A 13,793-nucleotide genomic window follows, 5' to 3' on the forward strand; every position below is an offset into this window, starting at 1 on the left:
CCTCTGCTACCCCTTGCTCACCGCCGCCAGGATCTCCGGCAGCCGCGCCGCCAGCCGAGGAGCGGACAGCTTCAGCCCGAGCCAGGTCACCAGGACCCCGTACGCGATCCCCAGCGGCAGCAGGAACCACGTCGCGAGCCCCGCCACGTGCACCCAGACGGTCAGCGCGATCAGCGGCCCGCACACCACAGTGGAGGCGACCAGCCCCACCATCAGGGACATCCAGGCCAGTGACCCCTGCCCCGGAGCCACGTTCTTGTACGCGCCCTCCTGCGGGATCGAGTACGGATACAGCACGGACGCCACGAGGCCCGCCGCCAGCAGCGCGCCCAGCAGCGCGAACGCCAGCCCCAGCACCTCCGGAAGCGCCGCCCAGTCACCCACGACCGCCGTCGTCACCCCCGTCACCAGGAACGTGTACGGCACGGTGATGGCCAGCATCGCCAGCAGCCGCGACCGCAGCTCCTCGTACGCGTCCCGCACCGTCGAGATGGTCGTCGCGACCATCCAGAAGGCGGAGGTGTCCGTGCCGAACTGGTTGAAGGTCTGCATCCCGAGCATCCCGGCGGCGAAGCACGCCCAGTACACCGACCCGGTGCCCTGGATGACGTTGAACACCGGGACGATCAGACCGATCGCCAGCGAGGTGATCCACGCGCCCTTCGTCTTCGGGTCGCGCCAGATGTACCGCAGCACGCGCTGCGCGGTCGCCGCCGACCGTCCGTCCGGCAGCAGCCGGGCCAGCAGCCCCGCCTTGGACTCCTTGCGGGAGGCCCCCGACGACGCCTGGAGCGTCGAGCCGTCCGGCGCGGTCATCAGCTTGACGAGCCCGCGCTCCCACGACCACAGCAGCGCCGCGAGCACCACGAGGGCGAGCAGCAGCTGCACCGCCCCCCGCCCGTACGCGCCCTCGCTCATCGAGTGCACCGCACCGACCGCGGAGGCCGGAGGAACCCACTGCACGACGTCCGCGACGGGGTCCAGGACCGACATGCCACCGGTGGCGGCCAGCCGCTGCCAGCCGAAGTTCACGAACTGGATGCCGACCGCGATGATCAGGCCGCTCAGCACGGCCAGGTCGCGTCCGCGACGGCTGGTCAGCAGCCGTACGTTCGCCGTCGCGACGGTCCGCGCCAGCGCCACGCACGTGAGCACCAGCAGGACGGCGGCGACGACGGCGGTCAGTGCCGCCGCGAAGCCGTGCGCGACGGCGATCACGGACCCGACCGCCAGGCACACCGTGAACAGCGGCCCTATGCCCACCAGCGAAGCGGCGAGCAGCGCACGCACCAGCGGCCTGGGCCGCAGGGGCAGCATCACCAGCCGTGACGGGTCCATCGTCTCGTCCCCGCTCGGGAAGAACAGCGGCATGAACGTCCACGCGACAGCGACGACGAGCGCCAGCAGCAGCGTCACCGTCGACGCGTAGTCCGTCCCGCGCAGTGCGAGCAGCCCCACCAGCAGCAGCGCCGAGAAGAGCAGCACCAGTACGGCGCTCGTGATGAACGCCGCCTTGCGCCCGGAGGACTGCCGCAGCCCGTTCTTCAGCAGCGACAGCTTCAGCCGTACGAACAGAGGCGTCAGCCCCGTCGAGACCGAGGCCGGAGTGGCGGTCCCGGGGGTGTGTCCCGCGACGACGCTCATCGCGCCGCTCCGCCGCCGAGCCAGTCCAGGCTCTCACCGGCGTCCCGCCCGTTGGCCCCCACGAGCTCCAGGAACGCGTTCTGAAGCGTCGGAGCGTCGCCCCGCACCTCCGCGAGGGTGCCCTGGGCGCGGATCTGTCCTGCGGCCATCACGGCCACCCAGTCGCACAGCGACTCCACCAGCTCCATGACGTGGCTGGAGAAGACGACCGTGGCACCGGAGCTGGTGTACCGCTCCAGCACTCCACGGATGGTCTGCGCGGACACCGGGTCGACGCCCTCGAACGGTTCGTCGAGGAACAACACTTCCGGGTTGTGCAGCAGAGCCGCCGCCAGACCGATCTTCTTGCGCATGCCGGTCGAGTAGTCGACGACCAGCTTGTGCTGGGAGCCCGCCAGATCGAGCACCTCAAGAAGCTGCGTGGCGCGCTTGTCGACCTCGTCACCGGGCAGCCCCCGCAACCGCCCGCTGTACGCCAGGAGTTCGCGCCCGGACAGGCGCTCGAACAGGCGAAGTCCCTCCGGCAGCACGCCGATCCGCGACTTCACCTGCACCGGGTCGGCCCACACGTCGTGGCCGCCGATGTGCACGGTGCCCTGGTCGGGGCGCAGAAGCCCCGTCACCATCGACAGCGTGGTGGTCTTGCCCGCCCCGTTCGGGCCGACCAGGCCGATGAACTTCCCGGCCGGTAGTTCCAGATCGATTCCGGCGACGGCGATCTGCTCGCCGAACCGCTTCCACAATCCCTGAACACGTACAGCGGCGGGCGGCGCAGGTCGCGCTCCGCCCGCCTTGTCGAATGCCTGGTCAGGCATGTCGTCTGCCTTTCGTGGGTCCCCGTGATACGGGGCCCACCCTATGTTCGAGCGCGCCCCCGTGCAGCTGCTGCCTCACGCCCGCAGGCGTACGCGAGAGGGCTGATCAGCTCTTCCGCGTCCGGCAGCCACCGGTTCGCGGGAGTGGGGCGGCGCGCCCACTGCACGGCGCCCATCGCGCCCATCCGGGTCGGCGGGGCCGCCACGTAGTCGCCCTCGCCGCGCGCGATCAGGTCGAGCGCGCTGGGCGCCCAGCCCAACTTCCGTACCAGATCGGGAATCTTGGCCCCCGCGCCCGGCAGCACGAAGAACAGCAGGCGCCGGTCAGGGGTGTTGGTGACGGGACCGAGGGTGAGCTCCATGCGCTCCATGCGGGCGAGCGCCAGGAAACCGGCCGTCTCCGGCACGTCGATGGCGTCGAAGGTGCGCCCGGTGGGCAGCAGGATCGAGGACTTCGGGTTCTTCTGCCACATCCTGCGCGCGGCGACGGCGCTGCCCGTCGCCTGTGTCGCCCAGTCGTTCTTCGCCGCGTGCGCACCGGGGGCGGCGCACGCCACGTCCCCGCACGTGCAGCGCTCCACCCCCTCTTCGGCCTCCAGCCAGGTGCCGGGGACCACGTCCCAGTGCCGTTCTTCCGCGTACCGCACGGCGCTGTCGAGCAGTTGATCGCCGCGCTGCTGGGGGATCTGGGCTGCGTCCGTGACGTCCGTGACTCCGATGGTCTCTTCCACGAACAGCTCAACTCCAGCCACCACCTGTGGTTACGGGCGCGCGCGACCGGGAGATGGAGCATCGATCCTGCATACGGGGCGCATGGGTGCACGGGCGGGGGCGCGCAGGTGGCTGCGGTGCGGGGAGCGGGCAACCACAGAAGTGGAGGCGAGGAGGTACCGGAAATACCTCCGGCTTCCGGCATCTCCACGTATGACCTGCATTCTTTGCATATACACCGGGCAGTGATCTCCGCACGAATTCAGAGGAATTCACGAGGACTTCATCAGCGCCCGCACCAGGGGGTACACATGGCAGCCAGGCCGCTCGTCGCCCGCCAGCCGAACGAACGACTCCAGGCGCTCATCCAGGAAGCCGGATGCTCCAACGCAGGGCTGGCCCGACGGGTCAACATGTGCGGCGCGGAGCACGGACTCGATCTCCGTTACGACAAGACCTCAGTGGCCCGGTGGCTGCGCGGCCAGCAGCCCCGTGGGCGGGCCCCCGGGATCATCGCCGAGGCCCTCGGCCGCAAGCTGGGGCGCACCGTCACCATCGACGAGATCGGCATGGCCAACGGCAAGAACCTGGCGTCCGGCATCGGGCTCCAGTTCTCGCCGACCGTACTGGGGGCCATCGAGCAGGTCTGCGAGCTGTGGCGCAGCGACGTGGGGCGCCGCGACTTCCTGTCCGGGTCGTCGGTGGCGGCCTCCGCCCTGGTGGAGCCCAGCAGGGACTGGCTGATCACGGGTGCGGACCACCAGGTGGCGCGCACGGCGGGGTCGCGGGTGGGGCCCAGCGACGTGGAGGCGGTGCGGGCGACGACGGAGGCGCTGACCGCGCTGGACCACAGGTTCGGCAGCGGGCACGTGCGGCCGATCGTCGTGCACTACCTGAACAGTGTGGTGTCCGGGCTGCTGTCGGGTTCGTACCGGGAGGCGGTGGGGCGGGAACTCTTCGCCGCCGTCGCACGGTTGACGGAGCTTGCCGGATACATGGCGGTCGACACCGGCCAACCGGGGCTGGCGCAGCGGTACTACATCCAGGCGCTGCGGCTCGCCCAGGCGGCGGGGGACAGGGGCTACGGCGGCTACGTGCTGGCCGCCTCCATGAGTCACCTGGCGGCGCAGCTCGGGAACCCCCGCGAGATCGCGCAGTTGGCGCGGGCGGCGCAGGAAGGCGCGCGGGGGAGGGTCACCCCGCGTGCGGAGGCGATGTTCTACGCGGCGGAGGCGCGGGGGCACGCCCTGCTGGGGGACGAGCGCACCTGCGGCTCCGTGTCGGCGAAGGCGCAGTCCGCGATGGAGAGGGCGCACGACGCGGGGGACTCCGGGGACGACCCGGTGTGGATCTCGCACTTCGACCAGGCTTACCTGGCCGATGAGTTGGCGCACTGCCACCGCGACCTGGGGCAGGCGGACGCGGCGGCGCGCAGGGCGAACGAGAGCCTGTCCGGGCACCCCGACAGCAGGGTGCGCAGGCGCGCCATCGGCCTCGTGCTCCTGGCGACCGCACAGGTGCAGCAGCGGGAGGTGGAGCAGGCGTGTCACACCGGCACGCGCGCTGTGGAGCTGCTGAGCACCCTGCGGTCGAACCGGGGTGCGGAGTACCTGGAGGACTTCCAGCAGCGGCTCGCCCCGTACCGCGACGAGCCCGCGGTGCGGGAGTTCGGGGCGCGGATGGAGATCCAGGCGGCGTAGCGCCGCGGCTCCTGGCGCGGTGCTACGCGTCAATGCGGCGCGTCATCAGCGTCAACTCCCGTCCTTTCGTTACGAGGAGGCTGTAGGGGTACGGGGCTGGCCTGCACGGATCGCGGGTGCGTGGCCCGGGGGCGGTGTCACCCGGTAGCGTGAACCGGTGATTCCGTCCCTCGCCCCTGCGGCGAGGCCGCCCAGTACCGATGGCAGGAGCCCCCGTTGACGCAGAGCGAGCAGGGTGATGAGCCGCAGCATCCCGCTGTGCGCCCCGCACACGAGGGCGTAGTGCTGCCCCCGGCACAGCAGCAGTGGACCGGGGCACCGGGTCCGATGCCGGGCCCGATGCCGGGTCACGCACCAGGACAGGTGCCAGGACACGCGCCAGGGCAGGCACCAGGGCAGGCGACACCGCCGCAGGGGCAGAGCTGGAGCCAGCCGTGGGGGCCGGGGGCGCAGCAGCAGACACCCCAGCAGGCGCAACAGGCGCAGCAACAGCCCGGGCAGGCGCAGGTGCCTCAGCAGCCCGTGTGGGGTGCGCCCGCCGCGCCAGGCCCGGATGCGGGGCCCACCCAGTACATGCCGGTCGTGCCGTCGGAGCCCGTCGTGTCCGGCGGGGACGCCGAGCCGACGCAGTTCATGCCGCCCGTGCCGTCCGGGCCGTCCGGGCCGGGTGCGCTGCCGCCGGAGAACCCCGTGGGGTCCGCACCGACGGCCCCGCCCGGTCACCTGGACGGGACCCAGTTCCTCGGGCAGCAGGCGCTCCAGCCGCCCGCCGGGTCGGACGCGGACGCCACGCAGTACCTCCCGCCGGTGCCCGCGGACGCTCCGTACGCGCAGAACCCGCAGCAGCAGAACCCACAGCACCAGATGCCACAGCAGCACCAGATGCCGCAGAGCCCTCAGCAGGCGCAGTACGGCACGCAGGGCGGTGGCGCGCCCGTGCTCCCCGGCATCCCCGGTGAGCGGCAGCCGCTCGCCGAGTTCGACAGCCTCTTCCGCACGCAGCCCCCTGCCGGTGCGCAGGAGCCCGAGGGGGCGGCCTCCACCCAGCAGATGCCGCGCTTCCTGCCGCCCCGGCAGCAGGAGGCCGAGCAGGAGGAAGCGCGCTACCAGCAGTTCCAGCAGCCCCTTGCGCAGAACGGCGGTCCCGCCCCGCGCAAGCGCAAGATCTCGCCGATTCCGCTCGTCGCCGCCGTGGTCGTCGGCTGCTCGGTGATCGGTCTGGGCATCGGCGCGCTGCTGAGCTCCAAGAACGACGACAAGGGCGCGAAGGACGACACCACGAACACCGCCGCCGGTTCGAAGCTGCCCAACCAGGAGACCGCCGACTCGGCGGCCGACCCGGCGAAGGCGCAGGCACAGGCGCTCGACAAACTGCTCGCCGACAGCAACGACAGCCGGGCCTCGGTGATCAACGCGGTCGCCGCCATCGGCAGCTGCGGCGACCTGTCCCAGGCCGCCACCGACCTGCGCGCCGCAGCCACCCAGCGGCGCGGCCTGGTGACCCGGTTGCAGGCCCTCAAGGTCGACAAACTGACCGGCCACGCGGAGCTCACCGCCGCGCTCAACGGTGCCTGGCAGGCGTCGGCGGCGGCGGACGACCACTACGCGCAGTGGGCGGACAGGGTGGCGGGCGACAAGGACCGCTTCTGCCGCGACGGCAAGGCGAAGGCGACCCAGGAGCGGCGCGCGGGCGACCGGGAGAGCGGTACGGCCTCGCAGAAGAAGCAGCAGGCCGTGAGCCCGTGGAACGCGATCGCCGGGAAGTACGGCCTGACCAAGCACCAGGCGAGCGAGCTGTAACGAGGGTCCCGTGTGCGCGGCGCGGCAGGCACGTCGCCGCGGTCGCGCCATGGGGGCTTTGTCCGGTCCGGATTCGCATGCCCGTACGATCGGCAACCGTGCAAAGTTCAGCGAACCCTTCCCGTCGCGGCCGTCGCTCCACCACCATGGGCGGCATGCCGCTGAATGACATGCCGTGGTGGCGCTGGCGCACTCAGGTGCGTTCCGCGCTGCACATGCTCTCTGACCCCGTCTTCCACCAGGAGTGCTGGCTCGCGGGACAGGAGGGCTACGGGGACATCACCGACGCCGTCTACCGCCTCGTCGAGGACACCTGGCTCGACAACTGGTCCGCCGAGAAGTACGTCGGGTCCATATTCAGGGACCCGGACGAGGCGGCCCTCGTGGACGTGGCCGTGCTCCGGGTCCTGCGGATCATGCACCAGGTCGGCGCGGACGCCCCCGTGTCGGCGTACCTGGCCAACCCGGGCTGGCCCGACGCCGTGCGTGCCGCCCGCGACGCACACGTACGGATGGCGCAGAGCGACGGCGACGACCCGGACGTCGCGCCGCGCTCCCTGGAGGTCATCCGCATTCTGACCAGGTCTGCCTGAATCAGTACGGTGTGCGATCCTCTGGGGTCATGAGCGACCCCACCCCCCAGTCCGCAGAACGGCCCGAAACCGACCACTACGTCCTCACCCTGTCCTGCCCGGACAAACAGGGCATCGTGCACGCCGTGTCCAGCTACCTGTTCATGACCGGCTGCAACATCGAGGACAGCAGGCAGTTCGGCGACCACGACACGGGACTGTTCTTCATGCGGGTCGCCTTCTCCGCCGAGGCTCCGGTGTCCGTCGAGAAGCTGCGCGCCAGCTTCGCCGCCATCGGCGACTCCTTCCGGATGGACTGGCAGATCCACCGGGCCGAGGACCGGATGCGGATCGTGCTGATGGTCAGCAAGTTCGGGCACTGTCTGAACGACCTGCTGTTCCGCTCAAGGATCGGCGCGTTGCCGGTGGAGATCGCCGCCGTCGTCTCCAACCACCCGGACTTCCGCGAGCTGGTCTCCACGTACGACATCCCCTTCCACCACATCCCCGTGACGAAGGACACCAAGGCCGACGCCGAGCAGCAGGTGCTCGACCTGGTGGCCGCCGAGAACGTCGAGCTGGTCGTCCTCGCGCGCTACATGCAGGTGCTGTCCGACAACCTGTGCAAGCAGCTCAGCGGCCGGATCATCAACATCCACCACTCCTTCCTGCCGAGCTTCAAGGGCGCCAAGCCCTACCACCAGGCGCACGCGCGCGGCGTGAAGCTGATCGGCGCGACCGCCCACTACGTGACGGCCGACCTCGACGAGGGGCCGATCATCGAGCAGGAGGTCGAGCGGGTCGGCCACGAGGTCACCCCGGAGCAGCTCGTGGCGATCGGCCGCGACGTGGAGTGCCAGGCGCTGGCGCGCGCGGTGAAGTGGCACAGCGAACACCGGGTGCTGCTCAACGGGCACCGTACGGTCGTCTTCGCCTAGCACCAGGAGTCGCCTGGTCCGAGGATGCGCCTGGCACCAGGAGAGCCTGGTTCGAGGATGCGCCTGGCACCAGGAGAGGTGCTCGCGCGTGCACCCTCCTGCGGGTGCACGCGCGCACCCTTCAGCGCGTCGTCCTGCCGGTCCTGCCGACGTACGTCGTCACAGCCGTGACAGGGACGCCGCCGCGAACAGCACGTCCCGCACCGCCCCCTTGTCGCCGCCCTGCCCCGCCGCGGCCTCCTGCGGCGACACGTGCCCGGCCGCGAGCTGGCAGAACTCGACGCCGTCCAGCGCGATGTGCGCCACCTCGTGCTCCGGAGAGGCAGCGGCGGCGGGGGAGTCCAGCGGGATGTACCAGTGCCCGCCGCCCGCGCCCTCCACTTCGAGGTGCAGCGTGCGCCCCGGAGAGCCCGCCGCGACGAGCCCCCGCGCGGGCGGCGCGAGTCCGGCCCGGCGGCGGGCGGCCAGCGTGCCGGGCAGCAGCCGGGCCGCCAGATCGATCAGCTCGTGCAGATGCGCCCCCGAGGGCGGCTCGTACGGGTAGTCCACGGCGTGCGCGATGTCGTCGGCGTGCACCCAGCACTCGAAGGCACGCTCAAGGAGCGCGTCCTTGAGGGGCAGGGAGAAGGCGCCGTACGAGACCTCCAGTTCGGCGGCGCCCCGGCCCGCGAAGGACACCGTCCGTACCAGCGTGTGGCCCTGCTCGCGCCACGGGACGCGCACGGCCCGGGTGGGAGGCTGCCGGGAGCCCAGCCAGTACGCCTCCGTACGGCTGGTGGGATCGCCGCCGCCGTCGAGCGCGAGGGGGTCGGCCAGGCCCAGCGCGTCGGCGACGAGGCCGTCGACGGTCATCAGGTGTCCGATGACCGCGGCGACCGTCGCCTTGCGCCGCACCGGATGCTCCCCCTCGAACCAGCGCAGCTGCACGGGCGCGTGCCACTCGCCCGGGTCGATGTCCGCGAGGAGGGCGTCGAGGCGGGCCGTCTCCGTGTCGTACGGCTGCGCCCACGCCGGTACCGGGATGCGCGCCGGGCGGCGGCCCAGGCAGGTGTCAAGGACCCGGGAGCGCAGCATGGGGTCCAGGTCGAGCCCGCGCTCGGCCTGGAGCAGCCCGACCGCGTCCCGCAGCCGCAGCGCCTCCTCCGCGCACGGGGCGCACTCGGTGAGGTGCTCCTCCACGACGAGGGTCTCCTCGGCGGAGCAGGCGGCCAGCGCCCACGCCCCGAGCAGCGACTTGAGGACCCGGTGCGAGAGGACCGTGCCGTCCGCCCCCGGGGGCACGCCCCCGGCCTCCGCCTCGTACGTCTCGCTCACAGCCTGCCCCCGAAGCCCTGTGCGCCGGCGCTGGTGTCGGCGACGGTGTCCAGGCCGGAGCCAGGGCCCGTACCCGGGACGGTGTTCGCCGTCGACAGCAGTTGCAGCCCCAGCCGGAGTCTGCGGCGCGCCTCGTCCTCGGTGATGCTCAGCCGGGACGCGGTCTGCCGGTAGTCGTGCCGCTGGAAGTACGCCAGTTCCAGGGCCTCCCTCAGGGGCGCGGGCATCGATGTCACGATGTAGTCCGCGCGGGCCGCCGCGGCCGCCCGGTGCACCTTGAGTTCCAGTTCTTCCGCCGTGCCCTCGCCTTCCGCGAGGGCGGCCGATTCGTCCTGCCGGAGCCGGTGCACGGCACGCCGGTGGGTGAGCCGGGCGATCCAGGCCCGCATGGAGCCGTCCTTCGGATCGTACGACTGAGGGTTTTCCCAGACGTGCCCGAAGACGTCACGGGTGATCTGGTCGGCCGCGTCCTCGTCGTCCAGCACCCGGTGCGCCAGGCTGTGCACGAGGGAGGCGAACCTGTCGTAGAGCTCGCCGAGCGCCGCCGCCTCGCCCCGCGCCAGCCGCTGCTGCATCCTGCGGTCCCAGCGCGGCGGTGCGTCCTTCGGCATCCGATCCCCCCAAGCCCCGTACCGCTGCGGAATCCCGTGCCGCCGCGTGCCGAATCCCTAGCTCTTTCGAATGTAGTGCGATGACCGGTCGGCGCACGCCCCTTTGTGACAAGTGCGCCCCTCGCGCGGTCCGGGATGGTAGTGATCCGGTCAATACGTACCTCCTGTGTACGAGCCGCACAGGCAGGCGGTGTTTCATGGGGAGGCGGCTAGGGAAGCCGCGATGAGGAAGGGTTACTTCCGGTTAGCTGAGAGGTCCGACGCGTGACGCTGAAGGTGACAGGCGCAGAGCACGGCAGCTGGGCCGTGCTGCACATCTCCGGCGAACTGGACCTGGTGACCTCACCGGCTGTGCGCCAGCACGTGCACAACGCCGTCGCGGACGGGCGCCACAGAGTGGTGCTCGATCTGTCGGACGTGCTGTTCTGCGACTCCAGTGGGGTGGGGGTGCTGATCGCCGCGCGGCGGCTGATGCGGTCGTGCCAGGGGAGTCTGCGGCTCATCCTGCCGGCGCGGGGGGCGATCGACGGGAGCCATGTGAACAGGGTGCTGGCGGCACTTGGTGTGCGACGCCTCTTCGAGGTGTTCCCCGATGTGGACACCGCGGTGGACGATACGGCGCAGTCGCTGTCGGCCTGACGCACGGGAAGTCGCTGTCGGCCTGATGTCCAGGAAGTTGCTGTCGGCCTGATGTCCAACTGGCCCACCGGTGGATGATTTCCCTGCGGAAACGGCTTCCTCCACACGTCAAGCACGTACGCTCGCCTGCATGGACAGCGCAGAGTACGAGCGCAAGACAGCGGCCCGTTTCGCCTCCTTCGACCAGGACGGCAACGGATACATCGACCGCGAGGACTTCAGTGCCGCGGCGGCCGCCATCCTTGCCGAGTTCAACACCACCGCCCGTTGCGACAAGGGCCAGGCCCTCTACAGCGGGGCCGAGGCGTTCTGGCAGGGGATGGCCGGAATCGCGGACGTGGACGGCGACCAGCGGGTCAGCCGCGACGAGTTCGTGACGGGTGCGGTCAAGCGGCTGCGGGACAACCCGAAGCGGTTCGCGGAGATCGCCAGGCCCTTCCTGCACGCGGCCATCGAGATCGCGGCGGCGTCGGAGGGGGAGGGGGACGGCGTCACGGTCGGGGCGGCGACCCGGCTGCTCCGGGTCCTCGGGGCGGACGAGCGGGTTGCGGGGCAGGTTGCGGCGGCGCTGGATGCGGATGGCGATGGGCGCATCACCGAGAACGAAACCCTGACCGCTTTCGCCACCTACTACACAGTCGACACCCCCGACCCCCAATAACCCCCTCGGTCGGCGGCCTCCCTTCGCCTCCCTCACCTCCTCGGGCGGCGCCCCGCCTCGCCTCCTTGGGCGCCGCCTTGCTTAACCCCCTCGGGCGACGGGGCCTTCGCCTCGCCCCCTTGCGCCCGCTGCCGCCCTCCGCCTCGCCCCTTCGGGCTCCGCTCCCGCCTAGCCCCCTCCGCTTCCGCCCCTCCGCTCCCGCCTAGCCTCCCTGGGCGGCGGACCCAGCCCCTTCCGCCTCCGCCCAGGCGCCCTTGGGCTCCGCCCTGCCTAGCCCCCTTGGGCGGCGGGGCCGCCCCCCGGGGGCGGGACGGGCGGGCAAGGGGGCGGCCCCCCTCGCTCCGGGCCCGCCCCGGTGCTGCCCGCCGTTACCTCGCCTTATGGGTGCGCCGCGCCCGGGTGCGCCTGCGGCGGGCTGCCCCTCCCCGCCCCTTCACCTAAACTCGCGAGGCTTGGGGGGCGTACGTGCGGGCGCGTTGGGGCTGGCCGCGCAGTTCCCCGCGCCCCTAAAGGGGCGCACCCTCCCAGACCCCGCGAAGCCGGGAGCGCGCGTGATGCGGCCCCGCGCCCCTCAAGGGGCACGTCCGCGCCGTGGTGCAGAGCCGCGCCCCTCGAAGGGGCCCTCAGTTGCCGAACTGTTCCCGCAAGCGGTACTTCAGGACCTTCCGCAAAGTCTCGTTCCGAGGAAGCGCATCCACCACCTCCACCTGCTCCGGCAGCTTGTACGTGGCCAACCCCTGCCCGCGCAAATACGCGACCACCTCCTCCCGCGTCAACCCCACCTCAGCCGAACGCAGTTCCACGACCGCACACACCCGCTCCCCCCGCGCAGCGTCCGGCAGCCCGATCACCGCCACATCCCCCACCGCCGGATGCCCGTGCAGCAGATCCTCGATCTCCTTGGCCGAGATGTTCTCGCCCTTGCGGATGATCACGTCCTTGAGCCGCCCCGTCAGTACTAGGTGCCCTGACCTCGTCAGATGCCCCAGGTCGCCGGTGATCAGATAGCCGTCCGGGTCGAAGGCACCGGAGGACGCCGCCGCCCCCAAGTACCCCTGGCACACCGCCTCCCCGCGCAGCCGCACCTCCCCGTCGACCCCCGCCGGGACCGGCTTGCCCTCCGGGTCGGTGATCCGGATCGACATGCCCTCCGGGGGCCGCCCCTCCGTCGTCGCGAGGTTCGATGCGGTGTCGTCCGGCGCGCCCATCGTGATCATGGGCACCTCCGTCATCCCGTATCCGTGGGTGAGCTGACAGCCCAGCTCCCGCACCACCGCGTGGTACAGCTCCGGCGGCTTCGGCGCGCCGCCGCCCGCGAGCAGCCGCAGCGTCGGGAGTACCGGTGTGGACGGGGTCTTGCGCTGTTCGGCGAGGAACATCGAGTAGAACGCCGTCGAGCCCCCAGCCACCGTCACCCCGTGGCGGCGGTATTCAGCCAAAGCGTCCGGCATCGCGAACTGCTCGAAGAGGACGGCCGGGAAGCCGTACAGGAGCAGCATCACCAGATAGTCAGGGCCGCCTATGTGCGCGTACGGGAAGGCGATCGAGCCGACGTCGTCCGGTGACAGGTGCAGGGCGTGCGCCAGGCAGGAGCCGCCCGCGATCAGGGAGCGGTCCGTGTGCAGCACCCCGCGCGGGGCGGACGTCGTGCCCGATGTCCAGTAGATCCAGCGGACCGACGTGCCGTCGGAGGGGGTCGGGGGGAGAAGGTTCGGGTCCGCGTCGGGCAGGTCGTCGTACGCCTGGAGCACGAGGAGGGGGCGCGGGAGTTCCAGCGCGAGGCGGTGCGCCATGGAGGCGTGGTCGAAGCCCCGCCACTCGCCCGGCACGGCGAAGTAGTCCGCCTGTGACTCCCGCAGCGCGAAGCCCACTTCGCGGTCCCGGTAGAAGGGGATGACGGGTGACTGGACCGCGCCGAGGCGGGCCAGCGCGAGGGAGAAGAGGATCGTTTCGACGCGGGTCGGGAGCTGCCAGGCGACCACGCTCCCGGCCCGTACCCCCAGCTCGTGCAGCCCCGCCGCGACCCGTTCCGCGCGGTCCCTGAGCTCGCCGAAGGTGACGGAGCGGTCCTCCTGGAGCAGCGCCGGGCGGTGTGGGGTGAGGTCGGCGCGGCGGGAGACGAGATCCCACAGGGTCGGGGCCCCGTCGAGTGCGCGGGCGGTGTGCATGGGTGAAGTCACTTCACGCTCCCGTAGGCAACTGACGGATAGTCAGAACTGGCCGTGAGCGTAGGGCGCTACGCCTTGTCGGTCCAGAGGTGTGCGGGCTAGCCTCGGTTCTGACGGGTCGTCAGACCAAGGAGGTCGCCCTCGGCCACGTCGGTCGAGGGACTCGACGACGGGATGATCCACCGGCTGATGCGCGGCAAGGCGATCAGGATGCCCGGAA

General features: G+C 71.5%; 12 protein-coding genes. 6 read left to right on the forward strand and 6 right to left on the reverse strand.

What is annotated here, in order from left to right:
• Positions 1-6: 6 nt before the first annotated feature.
• The 3 genes from OG897_RS03465 to OG897_RS03475 are packed head-to-tail and all read right to left on the reverse strand — an operon-like array spanning position 7 to position 3,196.
• Positions 7-1,644 (reverse strand): transporter, encoded by a 1,638-nt coding sequence (locus OG897_RS03465; protein ID WP_266652765.1) that lies wholly within the window; start codon positions 1,642-1,644, stop codon positions 7-9.
• Entirely contained in the window at positions 1,641-2,459 is an 819-nt protein-coding gene (locus OG897_RS03470; RefSeq protein ID WP_266652766.1) for an ABC transporter ATP-binding protein, read from the reverse strand. The genes OG897_RS03465 and OG897_RS03470 overlap by 4 nt, the downstream gene beginning before the upstream one ends.
• A 41-nt stretch (positions 2,460-2,500) precedes the next feature.
• Positions 2,501-3,196, reverse strand: a complete 696-nt coding sequence (locus OG897_RS03475) for a bifunctional DNA primase/polymerase (RefSeq protein ID WP_266656536.1) — start codon at positions 3,194-3,196, stop codon at positions 2,501-2,503.
• 285 nt (positions 3,197-3,481) lie between these two features.
• Here OG897_RS03475 and OG897_RS03480 point away from each other — a divergent pair, with 285 nt between their 5' ends.
• The 4 genes from OG897_RS03480 to purU all read left to right on the forward strand — a co-directional run bounded on the left by OG897_RS03480 (position 3,482) and on the right by purU (position 8,180).
• Complete coding sequence (locus tag OG897_RS03480; protein WP_266652767.1) at positions 3,482-4,870, forward strand: transcriptional regulator; 1,389 nt, start codon at positions 3,482-3,484, stop codon at positions 4,868-4,870.
• A 507-nt stretch (positions 4,871-5,377) separates the two neighbouring features.
• On the forward strand, positions 5,378-6,670 hold the full coding sequence (locus tag OG897_RS03485) for a hypothetical protein (RefSeq protein ID WP_323187978.1): 1,293 nt from the start codon (positions 5,378-5,380) through the stop codon (positions 6,668-6,670).
• Positions 6,671-6,747: 77 nt separating this feature from the next.
• On the forward strand, positions 6,748-7,263 hold the full coding sequence (locus tag OG897_RS03490; protein ID WP_266652769.1) for a hypothetical protein: 516 nt from the start codon (positions 6,748-6,750) through the stop codon (positions 7,261-7,263).
• Between the two features lie 29 nt (positions 7,264-7,292).
• Positions 7,293-8,180 carry a formyltetrahydrofolate deformylase gene (gene purU / locus OG897_RS03495; protein WP_266652770.1) on the forward strand — a complete coding sequence of 296 codons (888 nt, stop codon included), beginning with the start codon at positions 7,293-7,295 and terminating at the stop codon, positions 8,178-8,180.
• A gap of 159 nt (positions 8,181-8,339) precedes the next feature.
• Here the strand turns inward: purU and OG897_RS03500 are convergent, their stop codons facing one another.
• Both OG897_RS03500 and OG897_RS03505 read right to left on the reverse strand, forming a co-directional pair.
• The gene (locus OG897_RS03500) at positions 8,340-9,461 is read right to left on the reverse strand and encodes a zf-HC2 domain-containing protein (protein WP_266656538.1); all 1,122 of its coding nucleotides are present in this window, start codon (positions 9,459-9,461) and stop codon (positions 8,340-8,342) included.
• Between the two features lie 29 nt (positions 9,462-9,490).
• Positions 9,491-10,105, reverse strand: a complete 615-nt coding sequence (locus OG897_RS03505; protein WP_266652771.1) for a sigma-70 family RNA polymerase sigma factor — start codon at positions 10,103-10,105, stop codon at positions 9,491-9,493.
• A 264-nt stretch (positions 10,106-10,369) separates the two neighbouring features.
• Here OG897_RS03505 and OG897_RS03510 point away from each other — a divergent pair, with 264 nt between their 5' ends.
• Complete coding sequence (locus OG897_RS03510) at positions 10,370-10,744, forward strand: STAS domain-containing protein (RefSeq protein ID WP_266652772.1); 375 nt, start codon at positions 10,370-10,372, stop codon at positions 10,742-10,744.
• Between the two features lie 130 nt (positions 10,745-10,874).
• Positions 10,875-11,405: an EF-hand domain-containing protein gene (locus OG897_RS03515; protein ID WP_266652773.1), complete on the forward strand. Its 531-nt coding sequence runs from the start codon at positions 10,875-10,877 to the stop codon at positions 11,403-11,405.
• Positions 11,406-12,028: 623 nt separating this feature from the next.
• On the opposite strand, the gene OG897_RS03520 is transcribed toward OG897_RS03515, so the two are convergent.
• Complete coding sequence (locus OG897_RS03520) at positions 12,029-13,573, reverse strand: class I adenylate-forming enzyme family protein (RefSeq protein WP_266656539.1); 1,545 nt, start codon at positions 13,571-13,573, stop codon at positions 12,029-12,031.
• Between the last annotated feature and the right edge of the window lie 220 nt (positions 13,574-13,793).

Origin of the sequence: Streptomyces sp. NBC_00237 (assembly GCF_026342435.1) — a bacterium.
Classification (GTDB): Bacteria; Actinomycetota; Actinomycetes; order Streptomycetales; family Streptomycetaceae; genus Streptomyces.

Excerpts from the sequence above, each read along its gene's own strand:
- OG897_RS03465 (WP_266652765.1), bottom strand. The coding sequence starts at position 1,644 with ATGAGCGTCGTCGCGGGACACACCCCCGGGACCGCCACTCCGGCCTCG.
- OG897_RS03470 (WP_266652766.1), bottom strand. The coding sequence starts at position 2,459 with ATGCCTGACCAGGCATTCGACAAGGCGGGCGGAGCGCGACCTGCGCCG.
- OG897_RS03480 (WP_266652767.1), top strand. The coding sequence starts at position 3,482 with ATGGCAGCCAGGCCGCTCGTCGCCCGCCAGCCGAACGAACGACTCCAG.
- OG897_RS03490 (WP_266652769.1), top strand. The coding sequence starts at position 6,748 with ATGCCCGTACGATCGGCAACCGTGCAAAGTTCAGCGAACCCTTCCCGT.
- purU (WP_266652770.1), top strand. The coding sequence starts at position 7,293 with ATGAGCGACCCCACCCCCCAGTCCGCAGAACGGCCCGAAACCGACCAC.
- OG897_RS03505 (WP_266652771.1), bottom strand. The coding sequence starts at position 10,105 with ATGCCGAAGGACGCACCGCCGCGCTGGGACCGCAGGATGCAGCAGCGG.
- OG897_RS03515 (WP_266652773.1), top strand. The coding sequence starts at position 10,875 with ATGGACAGCGCAGAGTACGAGCGCAAGACAGCGGCCCGTTTCGCCTCC.
- OG897_RS03520 (WP_266656539.1), bottom strand. The coding sequence starts at position 13,573 with ATGCACACCGCCCGCGCACTCGACGGGGCCCCGACCCTGTGGGATCTC.